This window comes from Lujinxingia sediminis (assembly GCF_004005565.1).
Taxonomy (GTDB): Bacteria; Myxococcota_A; Bradymonadia; order Bradymonadales; family Bradymonadaceae; genus Lujinxingia; species Lujinxingia sediminis.
Map to the genome: position 1 here is coordinate 15,178 of NZ_SADD01000013.1, position 23,141 is coordinate 38,318.

At 65.3% G+C, this 23,141-nt stretch carries 14 protein-coding genes; 11 read left to right on the forward strand and 3 right to left on the reverse strand.

Annotated elements, in window-relative coordinates:
• Positions 1 to 45: 45 nt before the first annotated feature.
• The 5 genes from EA187_RS16700 to EA187_RS16720 all read left to right on the forward strand — a co-directional run bounded on the left by EA187_RS16700 (position 46) and on the right by EA187_RS16720 (position 8,629).
• Positions 46 to 1,365, forward strand: coding sequence for a PilW family protein (locus EA187_RS16700; protein WP_164856349.1), 1,320 nt, complete (start codon positions 46 to 48; stop codon positions 1,363 to 1,365).
• Positions 1,365 to 2,003, forward strand: coding sequence for a hypothetical protein (locus EA187_RS16705; protein ID WP_115604777.1), 639 nt, complete (start codon positions 1,365 to 1,367; stop codon positions 2,001 to 2,003). The genes EA187_RS16700 and EA187_RS16705 overlap by 1 nt, the downstream gene beginning before the upstream one ends.
• Before the next feature lie 96 nt (positions 2,004 to 2,099).
• Positions 2,100 to 6,653 (forward strand): hypothetical protein, encoded by a 4,554-nt coding sequence (locus EA187_RS16710; protein WP_115604775.1) that lies wholly within the window; start codon positions 2,100 to 2,102, stop codon positions 6,651 to 6,653.
• Positions 6,653 to 7,360 (forward strand): hypothetical protein, encoded by a 708-nt coding sequence (locus tag EA187_RS16715; RefSeq protein ID WP_115604773.1) that lies wholly within the window; start codon positions 6,653 to 6,655, stop codon positions 7,358 to 7,360. The genes EA187_RS16710 and EA187_RS16715 overlap by 1 nt, the downstream gene beginning before the upstream one ends.
• A 111-nt stretch (positions 7,361 to 7,471) precedes the next feature.
• Complete coding sequence (locus tag EA187_RS16720) at positions 7,472 to 8,629, forward strand: PEGA domain-containing protein (protein WP_164856350.1); 1,158 nt, start codon at positions 7,472 to 7,474, stop codon at positions 8,627 to 8,629.
• Between the two features lie 137 nt (positions 8,630 to 8,766).
• On the opposite strand, the gene EA187_RS16725 is transcribed toward EA187_RS16720, so the two are convergent.
• Entirely contained in the window at positions 8,767 to 11,379 is a 2,613-nt protein-coding gene (locus EA187_RS16725; RefSeq protein ID WP_127781008.1) for a cation:proton antiporter, read from the reverse strand.
• A gap of 243 nt (positions 11,380 to 11,622) precedes the next feature.
• Here EA187_RS16725 and EA187_RS16730 point away from each other — a divergent pair, with 243 nt between their 5' ends.
• From EA187_RS16730 to EA187_RS16740, 3 genes are read left to right on the forward strand one after another with little or no spacing between them, the layout of a single operon-like run.
• The gene (locus EA187_RS16730; protein ID WP_127781009.1) at positions 11,623 to 12,981 is read left to right on the forward strand and encodes a hypothetical protein; all 1,359 of its coding nucleotides are present in this window, start codon (positions 11,623 to 11,625) and stop codon (positions 12,979 to 12,981) included.
• Positions 12,981 to 17,552, forward strand: coding sequence for a hypothetical protein (locus EA187_RS16735; protein ID WP_127781010.1), 4,572 nt, complete (start codon positions 12,981 to 12,983; stop codon positions 17,550 to 17,552). The genes EA187_RS16730 and EA187_RS16735 overlap by 1 nt, the downstream gene beginning before the upstream one ends.
• 10 nt (positions 17,553 to 17,562) lie before the next feature.
• The gene (locus EA187_RS16740) at positions 17,563 to 18,327 is read left to right on the forward strand and encodes a mechanosensitive ion channel domain-containing protein (RefSeq protein ID WP_127781011.1); all 765 of its coding nucleotides are present in this window, start codon (positions 17,563 to 17,565) and stop codon (positions 18,325 to 18,327) included.
• 33 nt (positions 18,328 to 18,360) lie between these two features.
• Here the strand turns inward: EA187_RS16740 and EA187_RS16745 are convergent, their stop codons facing one another.
• Complete coding sequence (locus EA187_RS16745) at positions 18,361 to 18,624, reverse strand: hypothetical protein (RefSeq protein ID WP_127781012.1); 264 nt, start codon at positions 18,622 to 18,624, stop codon at positions 18,361 to 18,363.
• A gap of 128 nt (positions 18,625 to 18,752) precedes the next feature.
• On the opposite strand from EA187_RS16745, the gene EA187_RS16750 reads away from it, so the two are divergent.
• Together EA187_RS16750 and EA187_RS16755 are read left to right on the forward strand one after the other, a co-directional pair.
• Positions 18,753 to 19,790 carry a hypothetical protein gene (locus EA187_RS16750; RefSeq protein WP_115604759.1) on the forward strand — a complete coding sequence of 346 codons (1,038 nt, stop codon included), beginning with the start codon at positions 18,753 to 18,755 and terminating at the stop codon, positions 19,788 to 19,790.
• Entirely contained in the window at positions 19,790 to 21,205 is a 1,416-nt protein-coding gene (locus EA187_RS16755) for an aspartate aminotransferase family protein (protein ID WP_115604757.1), read from the forward strand. Before EA187_RS16750 ends, EA187_RS16755 begins: the two co-directional genes overlap by 1 nt.
• A gap of 32 nt (positions 21,206 to 21,237) precedes the next feature.
• Here EA187_RS16755 and EA187_RS16760 read toward each other — a convergent pair whose 3' ends face one another.
• Complete coding sequence (locus EA187_RS16760; RefSeq protein ID WP_115604755.1) at positions 21,238 to 21,858, reverse strand: hypothetical protein; 621 nt, start codon at positions 21,856 to 21,858, stop codon at positions 21,238 to 21,240.
• Positions 21,859 to 22,081: 223 nt separating this feature from the next.
• Between EA187_RS16760 and EA187_RS16765 the strand changes: the two genes are divergently transcribed.
• A complete protein-coding gene (locus EA187_RS16765) occupies positions 22,082 to 23,095 on the forward strand; it encodes a 3-oxoacyl-ACP synthase III family protein (RefSeq protein ID WP_164856351.1) in 1,014 nt (337 codons plus the stop codon).
• Positions 23,096 to 23,141: the final 46 nt, after the last annotated feature.

Below are 23,141 nucleotides of genomic sequence, written 5' to 3' on the forward strand. Positions count from 1 at the left end.
CCGATGCTAACGTCGCATCGATGACTGCGATGTAAGGATACGATGATGAGACACTCCCAACCCCATCGCCTGACCCGAAGTCGGCTTGCCGCTCGCGGCTTCACGCTCGTGGAGCTGATGATCGCCATGACGCTTGTGGGCGGTTTGGTGGCGATGATTTACGGGATGTTTGCCCGCACTTCCGACGCGCTGATCGACGTCGATGCGATGGCCGGTGCCACCGATGAGGCGCGCTTTGCCCTGGAGATGGTGCGCAACGAGCTGCAGTCGGCCGGCAGCCAGGCCTCACCCAACGCTGCGGTGGATCCCTGGGTGCGACCCAAAGATAACCCGATGTTTGGCCTGATCCCCTATGAGGGCTGGCAGAACAGCCGCGAGGTCTATCAGGGCAACGCCACGCTCCAGGCGATCGGGGCGCGCAACCCCCGCTCGGCGTTTAGCGGGGTGGTGATGGTCGGCGCGTATGACTTTCCTCAGAGCTTTTTGATCAGCGAAGTGAGCCCCAACGGAGCGCGCGTGGAGAATGTCGAGCGGGGGATGGGGCGGCTGACCCGCATCGATCCTTTTGATATCTCGGCCGACAGCGCGGTGATCGCCGATGATACCGACCCCCGCGCCGTGGCGTTGACCGAGCAGGCCGCAGCCCGCGGGCTGCGCATCAGCGACCGCCAGGGCTACATGCAGTTTGTGCCGGTGCGCCAGGCCAGCATCGCCGCCGGGGCTCTGGAACTGACCACTGCCGCGATCGCCTTCCGCGGCGAAGGGCGCATGTCGGGGTTGGAGAGCATCGACGGTCAAGACAACGATTACGACGCGGCCTTTCTTGACGCCTTCTGGTTCCGGGTGCGCGTTGATCCCTACGATCCAACGAACCTGCAGCTGGTCCGCCACAGGCTTGACTTCGAAACGTTGATGGCCCTGAACTCCCCGACGCTTAACCAGCTCGAAGGGGCGATTGTGGGTGTGGACGCCGAAGCGAAGGAAGCCAACACGCTGGTGATCGCCAACCACGTGGTCGACTTTCGGGTGTGGTTTGATTGCGCCGATACCTTCGGTGCGATGCAGCCCTCGCCGCTGGCGACGCAGTGGGAGCCCGCCACCGGGGCCTGCCTGACGCCGCCGGCTTCCGCTTCAGAGCCCCATCTGGCGCGTGTGGCGCATCTTCGTCTCTCGATGCGCTCGGAGAATGAGCGCACCAACCGCCCCCATTTCGAGGTCAGCGGAGACGCCGACTGGCTGGGCTTCCAGGGGGTGGAGGGCACCATGCAGACCTATGATGTCGATCCGCGAAACCCCGGGGCGGCCTCGGTGGTCACGGTGCAGTCCAGCGTCGATCTTGCCAACTTCCGTATGCGAGGGCTCTGATGCGACTTCAAGCCAACAATCAACGCGGTGCTGCCCTGGTGGTGGTGCTCCTGGTGATCCTGGTGCTCACCGGCCTGGGGATGGTCGCGTTGGATTCGACCACCGAAGGGGTCTGGCTCTCGGCCAGTCACCGCAGCCGCGCCCAGGCCACCGTTTTCAGTGACGCGGTGGTGCAGTTTGGTCTTTATCGCGCCGGCGCCCGCGCGCCCTCGTACTCCGAGATGCTCAAGGCGCGTGCCGAGGCCGACCTGAGCAGCCTGAGCTCTGAATCGGAGCGAGTTGGTGCAATCCGCCGGGGGGGCTACCAGATCTTCAGCCCCGAGGAGAATCCCGGCGGTGGCCAGGCCACCCTGCGGCAGGTGCTTCCTGACGGGAAGCTCATCGACACCACCGCGGCGGGCTCTCTGGAGAATGACAGCACCAACCCGGTGCGCTTTCGCTTTATCGTGCGCGACCCCCTCGATGGACCGCCGGCACCGGGCTACTCCGGGGAGTTTTGCTTCAAGAAGGTGACGGTGGCCTCCGAGGCGATCCTGGGTGATGTGCCCGAGGCGGACACCGACCGCCGGCGTCAGCGCGCGCTCGGGAGGCACAGCGCCGAGGCGATGATTGGTCCGATTGATTGTGGTTCGCGCTGAAGGGTTTTGCTCCTGCGCCCGGGAGCACCTGGCGAGTCGATTCGATAATGCAAGCTGTTCGGGGCTTTGAAGGCCCCACAGGCTGAGGTGATGACAATGAACACGAAACGACAACTTCTGGTCGGCGGGCTGGGGCTGGTGATGGTCGCCGGCGCGGGCCTGCTGCTCTCCAGCGCGCCGCGAGCGGTCCATAGCCAGAGCCCGGTGGAGCTTGGCATCGCCCAGTCTCCGGTGGTCACCATCGTGTTGGACACCTCGGCCAGTATGCAGTGGACCGAGGAGGGCGAGGGGCGCTACCCGGACTTGGATGTGTCTTCGCCTCCTGCTGGTTTTGGAGTGCACCATTCGACCTGGGTGCCGGGCACTGCACTCAACCTTCCGGGCTCTTCCCGAGTGGATGGGTCGCCGGTCAGCGGTACCCCGGTCACCACGATGGGGCCGTGCATGGTCTGGCACCCCTTTGATGGGACCAGCGGCCACAAGTGCAAAGATTATGTGCGCCCGCCTTCCTGTACCGACTTCTCCGACTGTCAGTGGTTTGATGAGGGTAAAGCCACCGATGAGCAGGAAGAGGCGCTCGAAGACATGGTAGCCAACACCGATATGCGCCTGATCGATAGCAACAAGCCCCGTCACATTCAGCTCAAAGAAATTCTCACCGGCGATATGTACCTGAGCAAGGACGAGCATGATCGCGTGGGGCCGGGTTGCTGGTTTGTGCCGCGCTTCCGAGGAGCCTCCCGCGAGGAGCAGGTCTGCTGCGAGAACTTCGATCAGAACAGCTGGTCCTGCGATGACAGCGCGAAAAAGTTTGACGGGTTGATCGATCATGATGACCCGCGTCCGCATTATCAGGAGGTCTACAACGAGCAGGATTCCAACGGTCTGCTCGATGCGATGGGGCGCACCACCATCTTCTCGGTGGCGATGTTCGATGGCTACCGCTTCGACGGGACGGATGCGGATGGCTGGGGCTATGGGATGAACGACATCGTCACCAACGAAGGAAGTAATGCGGGAGACGGCATTGAGGGGAGCGGGTGTTCGAGCCCGCCCTGCTATAATCTGGGGCTCTTTCGCTTCATCGGACCGACGCGTCTGGCTCTGGGGGCCGACGATATGGGCAACGTCTCGGCCTACGTCCAGGAGGCGATGCTGAACGCGGGTTATATCAACGATCGCGACGCTTATCTCACCGGCAATCGTAAGGAGAAGAAGGAGCGAAAGCGTCCGCGCGGGGCACAGGGTGACTGGGAGATTCCGATCTTTGACTACCCGATGAACAAGCAGCCCATCAGCATGGCCAGCCCTTTTGCCGCGGTCTTTCACGATCTGAAGAACTTTTATAGTTACGGGCAGTACAGCCACAGCGCCGACGACGGCTCGACCCAGCCCGATGTGGTCCATCCTTTCGGTGAAGATCGCTACGCAGCGTGTCGTCCGCGCCACGTGGTCTTTTTCACCGATGGCTTCCCCGAACCGGAAGCCCCCGGAGGTGCGGGGAATGGTATCGGCAGCGAGAGCCTCAACCCGGCCTTTGGCTACGATCCGGGCAAATACCGCTATGACATCACCGAGACGGCCATTCTGGATATGCTCTCTCAGTCGGAGAGCGAGATGCAGGCGGCCAACGACGGTCAGCAGATCGATGAGCGTTACGCCCCCAGGGTGCACGTGCTCGCGGTGAATCTGGAAGAAGACAGCCAGCGGCGTACCGATGCCATCGCAAAGCTGGCCACGATGGCCATGCGCGGAGGCACCTGCGCGCAGTATTACCTGCCCGCGGAGATGATCCCGCTCGGCTCGCAGAGTGGTGTGCGCGATAGCGACGGCAACCGCCCCCAGGGGACCTGCGACCCGGATGATCTGAGCCAGCCCTGCCTGGTGCCTCAGAATGTCAGTTTTACCTTCCAGCCCCCCGACGGCAGCGATCCCTTTACCTGCGATCACCCTGCGTTGCTCCTGAATAACAACAGCAAAGCCTCCCTGGTGAGCGCCTTCCAGCTGATCTTCAACGAGATCGCCGGCTCCTCGGGGCTGGCCGCACGCACCCGTCCCTCCATCACCAGCTACCTGGACACCGAGGGCGAGCGGGGTCAGTACCGCTTCTTCTCCGGGATGCAGATTCAGGGGGATAACGTCTTCTGGAAGGGCGTCCTCAATCGCAAACTCTACGCCTGCTCTGGCGGCGACTCGTTGGTCACCGAAGCCGACACGCTGGATGGTCTGCACGAGGATGTGAACCGGCTGCGCAATGACATCGGTGATCCTCTCGATGATCCGATCGACCGCAGCGATGTGGATACCGATCGCCGCCGTGTCTTTACCTCCTTCCCATCCTTTCTGTTGAACCCGGGCGATGAGGAGGTCGGCGGCACCGGTCCGGTGCCGGGCTTCTTCCCGCTGACCTACGCGCTGAGTCAGGCGCCTACCAACCAGGATGAGTTCGGGGAAACCGGTCTTCTGGCTGCCTCCAACACCGGGCGAGTGCTGGGGACACGCGTGCGTTTCGAGCACGAAAACATGCGCCAGGTGTTTGCGGATGCCACGCTGAGCGACGACACATTCTATACGTACTGGGGTGTGCGAGATGACCCGCAGACCGGTGAGGATCGCGCGGAGAGCATGGGAGGTCTGGTCGATGAGTACCGCGGTCGCATCGGGCCGAAGGCCGACCGCATCCTCGGAGCGATTTACAACTCCAACCCGGTCACGGTGGGCCCCCCCGATCTGGATCTTCCCAATGACGGGTACCGTGCCTTCCGCCAGGAGTACGCCAATCGCCGTACGGTGCTCTACGTGAGCACGCTCGACGGCCAGCTGCACGCGCTCTACACGGGGGAAGATAAGGTCAAAGGCCGCGATCTTCCCGACTCGTTGATCGCCACGATCATCGAGCGAGACAACGTACCGGCCAGTGAGCAACGAGAGGCCTGGGCCTATGTGCCCTTTAGCCTGCACCGCAAGCTGCAGCCTAACCGCCAGCGCGCCGCTCAACTTATGGACGGAAGTCCGGTCGTCGGTGATATTCGCCTCTGCCACGCCAACCCCGCGCTCAACTCCAATCGGCAGGCCTGCGGCGCATGGACCGGGCAGGTGCCCAAAGCTGCGCAGTGGCGCACCGTGCTCTTGCAGGGCATCGGCGGGGTCGGCGAAGGTTATTTCGCACTCGATGTTACCCGCACCGGTACGGCCACGGAGACACCCGACCCCATCGTGCTCTGGGAGTTCAGCCGGGAGTGGGAAGAGCATCAGCTCGCCGAACTCGATACCTGGCGCTACGCGCCGGAGGATGTCTCGGCCTACGATACTGAACTCGACACCTGTCGCACCGCGCTCGAAAATACAGCTGTGGGCTCGGCGCTCTGCGGGCTCTTCGGGTGCGACGATGCTGCTGACACGCCCAGCCCCTGGGAGCTTGGATTCCTGGGCACTTCGGTGAGCAACCCGGCCATGGGCATGGCGGCGATGCGTCTGGGGGATAGCGCTACTGCAGCGCTTCAGCGCCCCATTGCTGTCTTCGGTGCCGGACTGGCTCCTGAGCGCAACGAGGCACCGCTCTCTTGCATCGAAAATATCACCGGTCGGGCCATTTACATTGTGGATCTGCAGACGGGTATGATCATCCGCCGCTTTGTTGAGTACCGCGATGAAGATGGTCATCTTCAGCGTTTCCCCAGCCAGATGATCGGCTCGCCGGCGCTCTACAGCGACTCGCCCGGTGATGTGGCGACTCGCGGCTTCATCGGCGATGCCAGAGGGCGAATGTTCCGCATCGATATGACGCGCCCCGACCCGCGAGAGTGGGAAGTGCAACTCTTCTTTGATCCGGCCGAGCAAGTCTCTCCCTGGATGGAAGACCTCAGCGGGCAGTACGGCACCGACGTCTTCGGACCGGCGGCCTACCGTCCGGCGCTCTACATGAACGAAAACCGTAATCTGGTGGTCGTTTACGGGTTGGGAACTCCCGGTGAGACCAGTGAGACCCAGACCGTGCAGGCGGTCATCGCGGTTGAAGAAGACTTCAACGTCGCGGAGGTTACCAACGGTGGCGTGCAACAGACCGTCGACCAGATCGTGCCCAGGGCGTTGTGGCGCTACTTCCTGGAGCCGCGTGAGCGCCTCACAGGCGAACCGGTGGTTTTTGATGGGGACGTCTTCTTTACGACCTATGTTGAGGAGGAATCGGCGTGCATCGCGGGCACATCGCGTATCTACCGCCTGCAGGGGACGCCCTACGATTATGAGTCCGGGTCAACCGAGGTGGAGGCCAAGGGGGCCTGGGATGAGTATGTCAGTGGTGGTACGGGCTCGCTCGACCCCTCGCTCTTCCTGGTCGATAGCGGCGATAGTGACGGAGTGCCCCGCTGGTTTGGTCCGGCGAGGCCGACGCTCATCCGCGGTCTTTCCATTACGTTGGGCCCGGTCTGCAACGATGTCATCGACGATCAGGCGCTGGGGCAGACCGTCCGTGAGTCGCAGGCCAAAAAGCCGCAGCTCACCTTTACCTCGGTGGGCAACGACAGCAACGGCAACCCCTCGTCGGGTGCTGGCGCCAACGGTACCGGAGGCATTGGCGGATTTAATATTGAGCTTGAGCCGCCGGCGACGCGCTCGGTGCCCTTGAGCTGGACGATTGTGGGGAACTGATGCGAGTGCACCTGAGAGGTCTTCTCATCGCACTTCTCCTTATCCTCGTCGCGGCGGCCTGCCGCGGCGAGGATGCGAAGACTCCCGGAGACGAGGGCCAGCGCAAGGAGAAGAGCGCCCGGACGCCTGACTCCGAGCCTGAGCCTCGGGAGGTTTTCGGGCTTCCGTTGCCTCCGGACTACAGCGACCGTCTGGAGATCTCCGAGACGCTTGTCACCGTGCACACGAGCATGACCGTTGCGGAGCTCAGCGCGTTTTTTCGCTCGCGCCTGGTCGACTACGAGTACGTGGAGATGTCGGGCCGGGTGCGCGTCTTACCACTTCGCCCGCACTCGCCATCGCTGGAGTTCTACACGCTCGCCGGGCGTCATGGGCAGCTTGTGATTGATTACCATGCCGCCCCGGATGTGGCGGCCCGTGAGCTCGCCCGGTCGCAGTCTCTGGAAGCGATAGCTGAGAAAGACGGAGATCTGGCGCGTGCTCTGGAGCACGCGCGTAACAATCCCACCACCAACCGTGGCGAGCGCGCCCCCTGGCTGAGCGCGATGCGCGGCAAGCCCGTGGAGCTTCGTACGTCCGATGGCGAGTTGCTGGCTCCGGGCGCGGTCTGGGGTGAGCCCTACACCCCGCCGCCGGGCTCGCCACTTTATGGGGAGCAGAACCGGGAGAATTTCGGCCGCCCCTTTGGCGATTGGCGCATGCACTGAGCGCAGGCTCCCTTTATACTCCCTTCACGTGAATGGTCTTGACGGCTGCGGCAGAACCAGCGCTGCGGCCAGGTTCGGTGGCCGTGCGGGATGCGGCAGGGGAGTGACTCAATGCGATGTGGTGCGCTCGGGGCGTTCGCGCTCCTGATGGCGATGATGGTGGGCATGGGGCAGGCTGCTGCGCAGCCTGACGAGGTGGTTGACGCGGTGGTCTTCGAGCTTGAAGGCGCCGGGGTGGAACCCCTTCTTTTGAGCAACCTCAGCGCGGTGCTCCGCAATCAAGCGTTGCAGGTGGGGTCGTTTCGCGTGGTAAACGCCACCCCGCTGCAGCGTGAGGAGACCGCCGTGGTTCTGGGGTGTGATTCGGCCGAGCGCGCTTGCCTGGAGCAGATGGCGGAGCTTAACAACGCGCAGGTGCTTATCTCGGGCGATGTTCGCCGCCGCGATGATGTGCTGGTGGTGAGTGTGGTTCTTTTTGATCGGCTCCGTGACGCTCCGGCCACTGAGATTCAGCGCGAGCTCCAGGGGAGCGATCCGGTGCTGGAGTTTCGACGGGAAGTCGAGAGTATTTTCGGCGAACTCGCCACTCGCATGACGACCTGGCTGGAGGTGAGCGCGCCGCATTCCGGCGACGCGATCCGAATCGACGGGGTGGTGGTGGGCCATGGTCAGGTCACCCGTCAGGGGCTGCCCGAGGGGCGCTACCAGGTGGAAGTGGAGCGGTCCGGCGCACGGCCGTATCTCGAAGAGGTTGTGCTGGGCGTGGGCGAGCCGGTGGTCATCGAGGTGAGCGCGCCCTCGCCGCAGATCGTGCCGGAGGAGCAGACGCCGGGAGCGTCATCGACCCTGGTCCTCTCGCAGCGCGATGAACCACCCCACCAGGAGGAGGCGCGCTCGGAGCGCGGTGTGGCGAGTCTGGCTCCGCCGATCGCTCCTCGTAAGCGCTCTCGCCTGGGGGCGTACTCCTCGCTGGGTGTGGGCGTTGTGGCTCTGGGGGGCGCGGCGGCGATGGCGGTTTTGATGCGTGGGATCGAAGATGACATCGCCACTGAGAACGCCGCCGGCACCATGACGCCCTCGCGCTACGAGGAACTTGTGGGGCGCGGCGAAAGCTATGAAATGGCGCAGTGGGTGCTGCTGGGGGTGGGGGTAGGGGCCAGTGCGCTGGGTGTGGGCTGGCTTGTGGTCTCCTCGGCGCGCGGCGACGATGCGCCCGAGCTGGCCCTGGGCGTCGGGCCGGGCTCGATCGCGCTGCGAGGGCGTTTTTGAGAGGTGCCCGAACTCAGCGCGATGCTTGAGAGCGTGTCGGGTTTTACAAGGGGCGCGGCGTTCCCGGGAGCGCATTGAGTACTGAGAGGCAAATCCCCCCCCGCCAGAGCGGCAGGCGATGCGTAGAGCGTGGCGGGTTACCCGGGGAGGTCGGTGCGCGTCAGGCTCATATCCAGCGCCTCGTCGCGGGCATCGGGAAAGAGCGCCTGAGTGTCGCGGGCCAGTCGCTTCAACTCTTCCACAAGTTCGGTGGGGGTCTCCAGCTGTGCCAGAGATCGGGCATCAAGCACCCGGGTCGCCAGCGCTCCCAGCTCGGAGAAGAGCTCCAGATGCTCCTGCAGGGGGCTCTCCAGGGGGCTGAGCGCCACGAGCATCAAAAAAACCGGTGATTCGGTCCTGGCCTCGGTCTGGAAGCCCTCGGGGCGTGTCGCTGCAAAGACCAGCGGGTGGTGCACATATTCGCTGCGGGCGTTCACCAGCGTCACCCCGTCGACAAGCTCCCGCGAGAAGCCCGGATCATCGCGAAGCAGCGCCTCGACCACCTCCTGAAGATGGGTCTGGGAGGCGTCCTCCTCGAAGTAGCTCGATAGCAGGGTGTACAGGGCCTCTCGCTCGTCCGTCTCCTCCATCGCCACGCGGACGCGTCGCGGTTTGAACGCCTCGGCCAATCCCTGCTCCTCATCGGCAGCGGGAAGTTTTGCTTCGTCGATGTCCGAGAGAAAGAGAAAGCTCATCGAATAGGCCGCAAGCGCCTGAAGGCGAGTGGGCAGGGCGTCGAGCTCCGGGGACCAGGGAAGCGTGCCCTGACGCGCGCTTAAGAAGATCAGCAAATCATGCTCTTCGACCCGTCGCTGTAGCGTCACCACCAGATCTTCCATGGTGTTAAAGCCTACAAAGGACGAGGCGATCTCGGGTTTGATGGTATCAAAGCGGCCCCGAATCCGGCGGATCTCATCTTTGAGACAGAGCCCGGTCAGGAGCGCGCCCATCGCGTTGGTCAACCGCTTAACGTCGCGCAGCGCACGGGTGTAGCCGGGGTGGTATTCGATCAGCGGAGGAAATACCACAATGACCCGCCGGACGGTGTTGATCGGCTGGGTGAGGTGGTTGATGAAGACCTGCTGTTCGGTCTGCTGAAGAAGTTGGTCGGTGATCACACCGAAGTTCGCACGCCGGGCCGAGGGAGAGGGCGGTGCCGGGCCGCTCCAGCCCACGACCAGGTCGGAGACGCGTCGCTCCAGCACCGCCCGCGCCATCCCCGAGGCCAGGTTATGGGCCATGCGCGTCACCGGCACCACCGGCACCTCTGCCGACGCACCGTGGACCACCGCCGCCGAGAGCATGCGTTCGGCGCTGGCCACCGCCTGGGCGGTGTCCCCCTCCTCGGGCACCACCGAGAGCGGGAAGACCGGCTCCTCCGAGCCGTGCTCGCGCACCAGAAAGGTAAAGTCGAGAAGGGCCCGAGCGTGGGCGGCGTTGGCCAGAGGCACCAGAAAGCGTTGCGGCGCCTCATCCTCAGTGCTGCCGCCTTGCGCCTCCTGAGCCAGCGCCATCCTGCGCCCGAAACGTTCGGTAACGATCGGGGAGACAAAGCAGGTCACCGCGATCATCACGATCGTGCCGTTGAGCACCGTCTCATCAAAGAGCCCCACATCGAAGGCCACCAGCACCACCGCAAGTGTGGCCGCGGCCTGGGCGGCGGAGAGCCCGAAGATCACCATCTGCTCATCGCGGCTGTAGCCGAGCACCTTCTGGGTGAGCAGCGCTGCGAGCCATTTGGAGAAGAGAGCGGCGGCGACCATCGTGGCCGCCACAATCAGCGCGGCGGCCCCGCTGAAGAGCACCCGCACGTCCACCAGCATCCCCACCGAGATCAAAAAGAAGGGAATGAAGAGGGCGTTTCCCACAAACTCAATGCGGTTCATCAGCGTGCTGGATTCGGGGATGAGGCGGTTGAGCGCAAGTCCGGCCATAAACGCACCGATGATCGCCTCCACCCCGGCAAGCTCGGCCATAAATGCGGCCAGAAAGACGACCGCCAGCACAAAGACGTACTCGACCACCCCCTCGCTCCCCACCTTGCGTAAGAACCAGCGCCCCACCCGCGGAATGCTCCAGAAGACCAGCGCCACGTAGATGCTCAGCCCGATCACCAGAGTCAGCCAGAAGTTCATATCCAGCGAGCCGCGGGTTGAGCCCATCACCACCGCCAGCACCAAAAGCGCGGCGGTGTCGGTGATCACAGTGCCTCCCACCGTGGCGGTGACCGCATTGGATTTGCTCACCCCCAGCCGGCTTGTCACCGGGTAGGCCAGAAGCGTGTGCGAGGCGAACATGCTCGCCAGCAAGATCGCCACCATGAAGTCCAGCCCCAGAATGTACATCCCGGCCAGCGTCCCGATGGTCTGCGGTACGATGAAAGTCAACACCCCGAAGACCAGGCTGTGGTTTCGATACTTCGCGAAGCGATTAAGATCGATCTCCAGCCCGGCGGTGAACATAATGTAGAGAAGCCCCACCGTGCCCAGCAGCTGGAAGGTCGCGTCGCGCTCTAAAAGCCCCAGGGCGTTGGGCCCGGCGATCACCCCGGCGAGCAAGAGCCCGATGATCTCGGGAAGACGCATCTTGCGTACGGCCAGCGGCGCCACCAGCAACATCAGCATGACCACCGCAAAGATCAGGACCGGGTCGGTAAAAGGGGTCTCAAAGTGGTGGAGCAGCGCTTCCATAAACGCATCCTTAAGGGGCATCCCGGGTCATCGTTGCTCCCGGCGTCCGGGCGCGAGGCCTCCGGGCAACAGACAGGCATAGGAGGTTGAACGTAGCCGCCACGACGGGGTCACGAAGGTCATCGCCGGGAGATTCTGGCGATCAGGAAGATAAGCTGCACTGGCGAGTCTTTTAGTTCCGCAGGCCCACCCGGCGACGATGATGAAGGGGGCTGGCGTGGATCGTATGGCTCTGCGGCACCGAGCCCGCCTCTAAAGGATGCTATGTCGAAGCGATGGATACGCCCGGCCGCCGTGGTGAGTGCGTTCGGGATGCTGATGTGGGTCAGGGCGGCGCACGCCGCCGACGCCGGCCAGGCCATGCTGCTGGCCCGGGGGTCCACGCTTCAGGTGCTGGTGGGCCTGGGGCTTGTGGCCTGCGCGACGCTCTTTGCCTACCTCTCACCAGGAGTGCTGGGACGACGTACCGGAGTTGTAACCGGAGCCCATTACGTGGCGCTTGGTGTGCTCGTGGTGCCCGCAGGGGGGCCGCTCAGCGTCGCGTTAGGCCCGGTGCTGGAACCGATGATGGCGCTTACCGTGGGAGCCATCGCGCTGGCGGCCGGGTTGCGCTTGAGCCCGGCAGAGCTACGCGAGATCGGCGCGGTGGACCTCAAGCCGGGCGTGATCATCTCGGTGGTCGGCGCGCTGGTTATGGTGGCGCTTCCGCTGGCCCTGCTTCATTGGGGAGGCCCCGGCGAGGTATGGGAGGGCTGGTGGCCGGCGTTGGCTGCTCTGGGCGTGCTGGCGCTCTGTGCTGACGATGATCAACTCCAGCGCCTTAGCGCAACCCTGGGCGTGAGCACCGCGGCGGCGAGGCGCGCCGCCCGGGTGAGCCGGGGGTGTGCGCTGGCAGCTCTGCTCGGAGTGCTGGCGTTTTTTTCCTGGCGTCATGCCGCCATCCCGGGAGTTGTCGAGAGCCTTTCACCCCTGGCGGGCCTGGGCCTTCACCTGGGCCTGGGAGCGCTGGCAGGGGGGCTGGCCGGCGCGCTTTTGCAGGGCCGTCCCGACGATGATCGCATGCTCACGATCGTGCTCGGCGTCGGGGTCACCCTCAGCGCGGTGGCCTGGGAGGCCAACCTCTCGGTGGTCGCGGTCAATGCGGTGGCCGGCCTCATCATGGCATCCATGAGCTCGGAGTCCATCCGCCTGGCAAAGGTGTTCGATGCGCTCAGCGCCCCCCTCTACGTGCTCGCCCTCTTCTTCGCCGGGACCATGTGGGCCGGCGGAAGCGCCGCGATCCTATGGGGCGCCGCGCTGCTCTTTGTGCTTGCGCGTTATGCGGGCCGGGTGTTGGGGGTTGCGGCCTACCGTCCCAGGTTGCGGGGGCTTCGCCTGGAGCCGGGCACCCACCGCGCGCTCTGGGCTCCCGGCGCATTGGGCGCGGCCATCGTCATTGACCTGGTCCACGCGTTGCAGTCCGAGCCCCATGCCGCCCCGATGGTTTCGGCGTTGATCCTCGCGCTCTTTCTGGCCGATCTGCTGGCCTGGGTGCTCTTGCGGGGCTGGCTCATCGACATCTCCGAGGTCGACGCCGAGCGCCGCACCCACTCGCCCTGGGGCAGCTGGCAGGAGGAGCGCTGATGCGGGAGTTTCTGACCCTTTTCATCGTCATCGCGCTGGTGACCCTGACCCACCTGACCATGCCGGCGGTGGCCGATGCCCTCTTTGGCGCCGAGCTCGTCGCCGTAGGGCTGATGGTGCTCCTGGCCTTTGCTGCCGGCGAAGCGTTTCGCCGGGTAGGGCTTCCTTCCCTTCTGGGCTACATCGGTACCGGCGTCGTCCTGGGGCCGAGCTTTGCCAGTGTGATGCCCGAGGCTTATCCCTTTGCCATCATCTCATCGCGTCTCATTGATGACCTGGCGGTGGTGCAGCTGCTGGTCGTCGCTCTGATTGGCATGTTGGCTGGCGCGAAGTTGCGTCTGGCCGAGCTTCGAGAGCAGGGCAGACTTGTGGCCCGCGTCACCCTGGCGATCGCGCTGGCTGTGATTCCGGCCACGGTGATGGCGGTGGTGTTGGTCACGCAGCTCTTCCCGCAGCAGCTGGCGATCTTCGCGTCCGAAGCGATCGTTGAGCAGCTCACCATCGCCCTCTTTTTTGGCGTGCTGGCCTTCGGGTTGAGCCCCACGATCACCGTAGCGTTGATTCAGGAACTGCGGGCTCGAGGTCCGCTGGCCAGTGCGGCATTGAGTGTGGTGATCGCCGGCGAGTTTTTGATCTTCGGCTTCTTTGCAGCCTTGATGGCCGGGGCTACCTGGGTGCTTGGCCCCGCGCCTCTCACCGGCGGGTCTCTGGCCGGGATGGTGCCAGCGCTGCTCACCGAACTGGCGCTCTCGCTGGCCCTTGGTCTGGGGCTGGGGGTGGCGATCGCGGCCTACGCCCGGTGGGTGCGTTCCTATCTGCTCCTGATGGTGCTGGGCGGCGGGGTGCTCGCCTACCTCGCTTCGCTGCGGGTGCTCGCGGAGCCGACGTTGGTCTTTCTGGTCGCCGGCTTTTTTGTGCAAAACGCCACGGCACGAGGACGCGAGTTGGTGCGGGCTCTGGAGCAGGTGGCGCTGCCAGTTTTTGTGATCTACTTCGCCACGGTGGCCGCCGGCCTCGATCTTCGGGCGGCACCGGGCTACCTGCCTCTGAGCCTGGTGTTGGTTGTCGTGCGTCTGGGCGCGCTCTACCTCGCCACCCGACGAGCCTGCGCGCGGGCAGTCGACACGCGCCAGAGCCTTCAGTACCTGCCGGGCGCGTTCATCGCTCAGGACGCCGTCGTGTTGGTGTTGGCCGGGGTCGTCGCGGTGAACTTCCCGGTGTGGGGTCCGGCGTTTCAGAGCGTGGTGATGGCCACGGTGATTGTCTATCTGAGCCTGGGACCGATCGTGTTCAAGAGCGGCCTGGAGCGCTCCGGTGAGGCCCGCCGCGCCTCGCATGAGCGCAGCGATGAGCGCGTCCTGGGGCTGGAGGAGTTTGAGCGTTTCGAACCTATCGACCCCGGGCAGCGCCTTGAAGCTCCGCACTTCGAAGACGCCTGGTTGCGCGGCCATATCGATGATCTTCGCTGTGCGCTCATCGATCAGGCCGAAGAGACCTTTCAGCAGCCCATCCGCGAGCGCCGAGATGGGATCATGGACGCGCTCATCGAGTTGGAAGCCGTCGTTGACGATCTCGTCGAGGGACTGCGCGAGTGGGACGCGCGCGCGCCGCAGCGCGCAGGAGACCCTGCCAACGACGATCATCTTCAGGCGCTGCGCCAGCTGCAGCGCGTCTACATGACGCATATCGGGCCGGTCTACGAGGGCCTGCTCCGCCTTGAGGGGGCTCCGCTGACGCCGGCATCGGTGGAGGCGTTTTTGAGCGCGCTCGGCGCCATGGAAGACAAGCAGACCCTCTACCGCATTGAGCGCGAGCCGTCGCTTGAGCAGCCCGAGGCCGACGATGCCCCCTGGCTCAGAGCGTTGAAGTGGGGCCGCCGCCTGCGTCGTCGGGTGCTGGGTAAAGGCTATCGCAACGTGCCGGTGGGCAGGCTCTGGCGCTACCACCTTGCACTCTCCCTGCCGGTGCAGCTGCTTCGAGTCACCCCGCCGGTGGCCTCGCACTACGAAGAGCTCTGGCGCAGGCTCTGGCAGCATCTTCGTGGCGTGGATCGCTTTCTGGAGTCGCTGGCGGCCGCCTCGCCACATGTCCCTCCCGATAGGGCAGGGGAGGGCGGTGCGCAGAAGGAGGAGAATGCGACGGCCGGGGCTTCCATCAAGGCGCAGATCGCCGCGTTTCATGTGGAATTTGTCGAGCGTCACGCTGAACGTGTTGGCGACACCCGGCGCAGCGCCGAGGTTGGCCTGAAGGGCTACGGCCAGAGTCTGGAGCGCTGCTACCAGGCCTTTGTGCGGGGCGTGGCGCTGGCGGGCACAAGTCAGCTCCCGGCGTTCGCTTACCGCCCCTCATCGCGTTTTGCATCGGCGCGCCGCGCTTCGAGCCGACTCGGAGATCGCCTGGTCCGTCAGCAGCAGGTCATTGAGGGGTACCGCGGGTGGTTGCGCCTCGATCATCAGGTCTCGGAGTTTGTGCAGTGGTCGCAGGGCACGCGCCACGCCGCCGATCGCGCCGCCCGCCAGGCGCTTGAGGCCAGCATCGAACCTCTGGAGGACCTGGAGCATGCGCTCGAAGAGCTCCACGATCGCGCCCGTACCGGGGCGCCTGACTGGGAGCTGATTTACACCTCCGAGCTCCGACCGCTCCTTCTACGTGCGCGCCGAGCCCAGGAACTCCGGCTGGCCCGAGTGCGTCAGGGCCGCTACACACGCCAACTTCTCGAACTTGTGGAGGCCCGCGTCGAGCGGCTGCCTGCCACCATCGCCGTGCTCAGCGCCGATCCCCAGCGCGCCATCGTCTCCACCACGCAGCATTACGAGTTGCCGCTGCGCCGCTGGGTCAGCTCCCAGGTCAGCCGGGAACTCGCTCTGCGCGTGGTCGACTTCAACGAGCGCGCCGCCACCCGCCAGGAGGAGCGCCACGCTCTTCTGGCGGCCATTGAGCAGCTCCTGGAGTTTCATTTGCTCACCTCTCGAAGCGAACGCGCCCGGGAGTCGGGCGCGTATGATCCGGGGGCTCAAGACGCGGCGGTCGGTGCCGGCCCGGCACGAAGCCCGGATGAAAGTGTGGGTGCCCAGGGCATTGAGCGCGCGCTGCGCGCGCTGTCCAGCCTGCGCGAGCGCGTCAGCAGCGACGAAGAAGAGCTCGTCGCCTGGCTGCTCACCGAGTGGGACCGCCTCATAGCCCGAGCCTTCGAGCCGATCGAGGAGCGACGCCTGGGCGAGCTTCAGCGCGAGCTTGCCCGCCAGGGAGCCGTGTCCTTTGTGGCGCGCGGCGAGTCCTGGGCCGGGGAGCTTTTGGAGCCGGTGGCGCGTCATCTTCGAGCGGGCCGCGCCCGCGCCGGCCGCTGGTCCCGGGAGCTGGGTGAGGAGCTTCGCACGCTGCTCGGCGCCGCGCCCCTGCCCGCCGATGAGAGCGCACGACGCCGCGCCATCCTCGCTGATGAGCCGGTGGCCTTCTCGCGAGCGCCGTCGGTTTACAGGCGTCTCTTCGTGCCCAACCCCCTTGATATCCCGGACTTCTATCGCGAGCGCGGGGTCGAGGAGCCTCTTCTGGAGAGCGCGCGTCGCTGGGCCGCCGGTGCCGAAGAGGTCGCCTTGATTCGCGGTCCACGCGGCAGCGGTAAACGCACGCTGGCCCGCCATCTTTTTCCGGCCCGCGTCTTTGGCGTTATCCCCGGGCTTCGAGATGACAGCTTGAGCATCCTGAGCCTCGCTCCGGTCGCCCGCGAGGAGTCCGCGCTGACCCGTGCGCTCTACGAGGCTCTTGGCGGGCGAGGTGACGCCCCGAAGCGCTTTGAGGAGCTTGTTCACCACCTGCAGCATCGCGAGGAGGCCCGCCGCATCGTCGTGATCGAGGAGGCGCATCGCGTGCTTTTGCGCACCGAGGAGGGCATGGCGCTTTCCGAGCGCTTCTTTGAGCTGGTCGCTGAGAGCGCCCCGTCGATCTTCTGGGTCCTGCTCATGGACGAGGCTGGTGCCGACTTTGCTCTCACCCACCTCAACCTGAAACGCGTGGTCACCACCACGTTGAGCGTGCCCGATGGCGATGGAGCCTGGCTCGAAGCCATGATCCTGGCGCGCCACCGGGTCAGCGGATTCGGGTTGAGCTTTGAGCCGCAGCCTCGCGGTCGGCTTGAGCGCCTGGCACGCCTGCAACTTCGCGCGCCCGCCCCGGAGGTGGTGCAGCGGGAGTTCTTTGACGCTCTGGCAGCGCACAGTCGTCATAACCCGCGGGCCGCACTGCTGTGGTGGCTGCGCGCGGTGCACCCCGACCCCGCGGATGACTCCCGCATCCTGGTCGCGCCGCTTCGCGGCGCTCCCCATCCTGTGCTCGATGGTCTGAGCCTGGAGCAACGCCTGCTCCTGGCTGCGCTGGTGGTGCACGGAAGCCTCAGCCCTCTTCAGGCCCATGCCATCGTCGGGTTGAGCCTGGAGCAGACCCGCGCGGAACTCGCCGCACTCCGTCGTCGTGGCCTGCTGGAGGCGCCGGGCGATACCGCCGACGAGCTCGCTCTTCGCCCCGGCGCCGACGCCGCGATCGCGCGGGCACTTCGCCACCAAAACCTGATCTGAGGAGCCCCTGATGGAACCCACCGAACTTCCTGCCGCCGAGCTCGCTGCGACCTCGCCATCCTGGTTTGCCCTGGTGCTGGTCGTCCTGGCGGCGATCCTGGTCAGCGTGGGGCTGCGTCGGCTCTCGACCTCCGGGGCCGATCGACGCCTTCTTCGCTGGCTGCCCCTGGCTCAGGTGGGCGTCTGGGCGCTGGCCCTGATCGTGATCTTAGGCAGCATCGCCCGCCAGGGCATCACCGCCGGCCTGCTCCTGGCGTTGGCCGGCCTGGCTGCGCTCATCGTTGCCGCCGCACCTCTGCTGCGCAGCGTCGTTGCCGGCCTGGTGCTCCTGGGGGAGGCTCGCCACCAGGTCGGCGACACCCTGGAGGTCGGCCCCCACCGGGGTGTCATTGAGCACCTGGGAGCCCGCACCCTGCGCCTGCGTGACGCCCGTGGCGAGCGCCACGAGATCCCCTACACCGAGCTGGTCGATCACCCCCTGACCTATGTGCCTCATGGCGGGGAGGCCCATTGTGAGCTGGACCTCCACGTCTACACCTCGCTCCCCGTAGACGTCGCTCTGGAGCGCGTACGCAGGCTTGCTTCACGTATCCCTTACATCGCGCCTCGCCATCGCCCGGAGGCCTTCCTGGTAGCCCAGGCTGAGCCAGGAGAGCCCCTTCGTATCAGGGTGCGGGCAAAGGTGGCCTCCGATGAGCTCGTGGACCATTTCCGCAGCGATCTTCTGCGTCGCCACCGCCATGCCTTTGGAGCGTCTGAGTCCTTGCAACCCTGAGCGGACTTCACGTGGATCGCTCCCCGGCCACCTTCAGCGTCGCGCCATGCTCTGCACGTAGAGCCCCGGCTCCATACCCCGGGCCCAGCGTACGAGAACCTGCACCGCCCCCTGGTAGGGCGAGTCCTGATCGAGGTTCAGGTGCGTCCACACATCCTCCACCTCGCAGATGCGCGTCTCGCCAGACCACTTCACCAGCACATGTTCCCCTTTGCATGGCACGCGCAGCGTGTGGTTGGAGCGCGCCCGCTCGACGCTAATCTCGGCATTTTTATCCATGATGACGATCTGATACATCGCTTCTACTCCGCACGGGGTTCGGGGCGTTGCCTCCAGTGGCAATTGGCGCAAGTATAGGCCAGCTGGCTCCCCTCCCCAAGCCCTTCCGAACCGACCGCTTGTTCCGGTCCACCGCCGACCTGCTGATGATGATCTCCTTCAGGCCTTGCCTTAACCCCACGTTGACGTCGCTCCTGCTGGTCAGCCTCGTGCTGATCGCGCTGGTACCTGCGCAGGCCGCTGCGCAGGCTGAGGAAGCCCCGCGTCTGAAGACGTACCCCGAAGATCTGGGCTATGGCGAGCAACCGGTGCCGGCCGATGCGCACTTTCAGCCGCTGAAGCAGCACGTCGGTCCGGTCGATGCCCGCGCTCAGAGCAACCCGCTGGCCGGTCGCCTCATCGTGTGGCCCACGGCCACAATCCTCAACGAGGGGGACTGGTCGTACCGTACTGTCGCGTTTGTCGAGCACCGCCTCAGCTACAGCCCGAGTCAGGGCACAGAACTGCGCGTAAGCTCCACCTGGCCCGGTATGAGCCAGTATTATCTGGGAGTGGGCGCGCGCTTTAACCTCCTCAACACCGCGCGTGCTGCGCTGACCTGGGGGCCGTCTGCGCGCTACCGCCGTAGCGGCTTTGATCCGGGAACTCAGGACCTGAGCCTGGGCCTGGAGCTTGTGGCCGATGTCCCCTTAAGCGATCGCAGCGTCTTGAGCGTGGGCGGCGTGCTCAATGTGGTTGCGGCCTTCGGCTACCGTCCCTTCGATGCCAGCACCTGCGAGACGCGCTACGACTTCGGTCGTGGCGAGTGCTACTTCGAAAACACCGACTACACCTGGGAGTTTCCCTCCGGAGGGCACTGGGGCTCGCTCTTCGTGGGGACCAACACCCACGCCACCGACTACCTGGTCTTTAATCTGGAGGTCTTCACCGGCGCAGGGTCCGGAAGTTTCATGGAACTCAACGACTTTTTTGAGCGGGGCCCCACCTACACCGACGAGCTCGGTGGTTTTAGCGAGGGCGAGCTACGCGCGGGGCTGGAGATCCTCGGACCGTTGACCTTGGGAGTGGGAACGACCTGGATCTTTGGGGACTTCGCCACCCAGACCTCCTTGATGTTCACCCGTTTTATGGGGCGTACCCAACTCGTCCCCTTCCTCGCCATCGCCTACCTGGGAGGCCAATAATGCTAAGCGGAGAGAGTCTTCCGAAGATCGTAAGTGCCATCCCCGGGCCGCAGTCGATCGCGATGGTCGATGAGCTCGCGCGCTCGGAGTGCCCGGCCATCACCGCCCGCCGCGCTCGCCGCGCCGCCGAAACCGGTGTGGGGCAGGATCCCATCGTCTGGAAGCGCGCAAAGGGTGCCAACATCGAAGATGTCGACGGTAATATCTACGTTGACTTCACCGGCGCCTTTGCTGTCGCCGGCATCGGTCACACTCACCCGCGGGTGGTGGAGGCCGCCCGGCGCCAGTCCGAAGAGCTCATCCATGCCATGGGCGATGTCTACCCCAGTGAGGCCAAGATCCGCTTTACGCGTCGGCTCGCCGAGGTCGCTCCGGCCGAGCTCACCCACGCCATTCTGGGGCTTTCCGGGGCCAGCGCGGTGGAAGCCGCGCTCAAAACGGCCGCGGTGCACAGCGGCCGCCCCGGCGTCATCGCGTTCTGGGGCGGCTACCACGGCTTGAGCTATGGGGCGCTCGGGGCCACGGCCTATCGCGATAACTTCCGCCGCCCCTTTATGTCACAGCTCAACCCCTGGGTGACGCATCTTCCTTACCCCGACACTTACCGCCCGCCCTTCGGGCTGGCCCCCGGCACCGATCCGCAGACGATCAGCGAGGCGACGATCGCACATCTGCGCGCGATGCTCCGCGGCCCGGCCAGCGGCGCCGAGATGATCGGCGCGGTGCTCATCGAGCCGATTCAGGGACGCGGCGGTGAGATCGAGCCCCCCCCGGGGTTTCTGGGAGCGCTGAAGGAGGTCTGTGAGGAGTTCGGGCTCGTGCTCATCTTCGATGAGATCTACACCGGTTTTGGTCGCACCGGCACGATGTTCGCGTGCGAACATGAGGGGGTCACTCCCGATATCCTGTGTGTGGGCAAAGCGCTCGGCGGGGGCTTTCCTCTCTCGGCGGCGATCGGCCGTCGTGAGGTCATGGACTCCTGGGGAAACTCCTCCGGCGAGTCGGTGCACACGTCGACCTTTCTGGGGAACCCGCTGGGCTGCGCAATGGCTGAGGCCGTCCTTGATGTGCTCCTCGACGAAGACTGGCCCCGGCGTGTGGCGCAGAAGGGCAGGGAGGTGCGCGCGCGCCTCGAAGCGTTGCAGGAGCGTTTTCCCGAGCGCATCGGGCTTGTGCGCGGCCGCGGGCTGATGCTGGGCCTGGAGCTCATCAAAGATCCCACCACGCGCACCCCCGACGGCGCGCTGGGGCTAGAAATCATGGGTTATTGCCGCGATCGCGGCTACCTGGTGCTTCCCTCCGGCCAGCACGGTCATGTGCTCGCCCTTTCTCCGCCCTTTGTGGTCACCGATGCGCAGTGGGACGGGCTCTTCGAGGTGCTGGAAGAGGCGCTGGAGCATGTCTCCAAGAGCTGAGGGTTGAGAGCGCCTCAAGGGTAACACAAGCCTCAGGAGGCCTCAGCCTGTGCGCGGGCCCGCTCTAGAAGGGGGGAGATCACCAGCGTGGGCAACGTCTCATCGGTCTGCGCGAGCAGCTCGGCGGTGGCCTTCGGCGCCCCCCGAAGCTGCGAAGCATCGATCTTCGACTGCAGGACCAGACGGCGCTCCGAATCCTCGGCGTCGCGTAACACCAGCCACACCGGCCAGGGAATCGTCTGCCGGGCGTCGCTCTGGGGGGGAAGCTCCGTGGTCACAATCCGGGCGGTGGGGCGAGTCAGGCGCAGACGTTCGTGGCCCTGCTCGCTCCAGATCAGCGCCTCATCATCCCATTGAATGCGGCGGGCTACGTTGACCACCCGCATGGACTGCGTCGTAAAGAAGTTGCGCATCACGACAAAGAGCACCGTCCAGGTCGCGATCACGCTGAGCGAGAGCCACATCGCAGCTACTGGCTCGTTGGCGACCCCGCGATATGCGCGCAGCGCGGCGATCAGCACCACCATGACCCCGCAGGACAACCCGGCGATCACCGGGTGGCGTCCGGCAAAGGCCAGCACGCTGCCGATCACCCCTTCGCGCGGGCGCTCCACGGCCACGTGGTACACAAGATTGACGGGCTCGTTGCTCATAGAAACTCTCGGTCGTGCCGGCAGCTCGATGAGAGGCTGGCCGGCCAAAGCGTTGCGTCGATCCCTTCAACGGGAGGTGGAAGCCCGTCGTCAACGCGGTTATTCTCACACTGTGATGCCCGACCTCGCGGCGAGTCCAACTCGCCGGATCGCGCGCAGATGAACCTTGCACCGCGCGCCTCACGGGGCAAGCCTCTTGACCTTCTCAACGATGATCGACGCGATGAGTACGCAACCTTCAGGCGCACGGATCAGTGGCAGTGGCCGCGCCCTGGGCGCGCGCTGCATCACCAACGCCGAGTTGGCCGCCGTACTGGAGTCCTCCGACGACTGGATCGTCCAGCGCACGGGCATCCGCACCCGCTACTTTATTGAGCCCGGCCAGTCCAACACCTCACTGGCACTCGAAGCCTCCCGCGCCGCCCTCGATAACGCGGCGCTCAACGCATCGGAGCTCGACGCGATCGTCTTTGCCACCCTCTCGCCAGACATGGTCTTCCCGGGGAACGGCGTGCTTTTGCAGGAGGCCCTGGGCGTCGCCCCCATTCCCGCGCTCGATGTCCGCAATCAGTGTTCGGGCTTTCTCTACGCGCTCTCGGTGGCCGGCGCCTGGATTCGAAGTGGCATGTATCGCCGGGTGCTCGTCGTGGGCAGCGAGGTTCATTCCACCGGTCTCGACTTGAGTCCGCAGGGGCGCGCGGTGTCGATTCTCTTTGGCGACGGAGCGGGCGCGGTGGTGGTTGAGGCCGCTGACACCCGGGTTCAAGAGGGCGGGGCGCTTGAGGCAGTGCGCCTGGGCGCCGATGGCAGCGGGGCTCGATTGCTTTTCTGCGATCGCCCCGGTGCCGCTCACCACCCCAGTATCACCAGCGAAGATCTTGAGGCCGGCCGCCACTACGCGCAGATGGAAGGCCGTCAGGTCTTTCGCCGTGCCGTAGAACTGCTCAGCCAGGAGATCGGCGCGCTCATCGCCCGGCACCGCCTCGACCCGCAACGCGCCGTGCTGGTGGCCCACCAGTCCAACCGTCGGATCAATGAGCTCGTTGCCGAGCGCACCGGCATCCCCGAGGATCGCGTCCTGCACACCATCGAGCAGTGGGGAAACACCACCGCTGGCAGCATCCCGATGGCCCTGGACCTGGCGCGTCGCGAGGGGCGGATGGCTTCGGGCGACCCCGTGATCATGGCCGCCTTTGGCAGCGGTCTGACCTGGGGCACCACGCTGATGTGGGGATAAAAAAAGACGGCACCACTGAGGTGTGGTGCCGTCTAAGGTGGTGTTT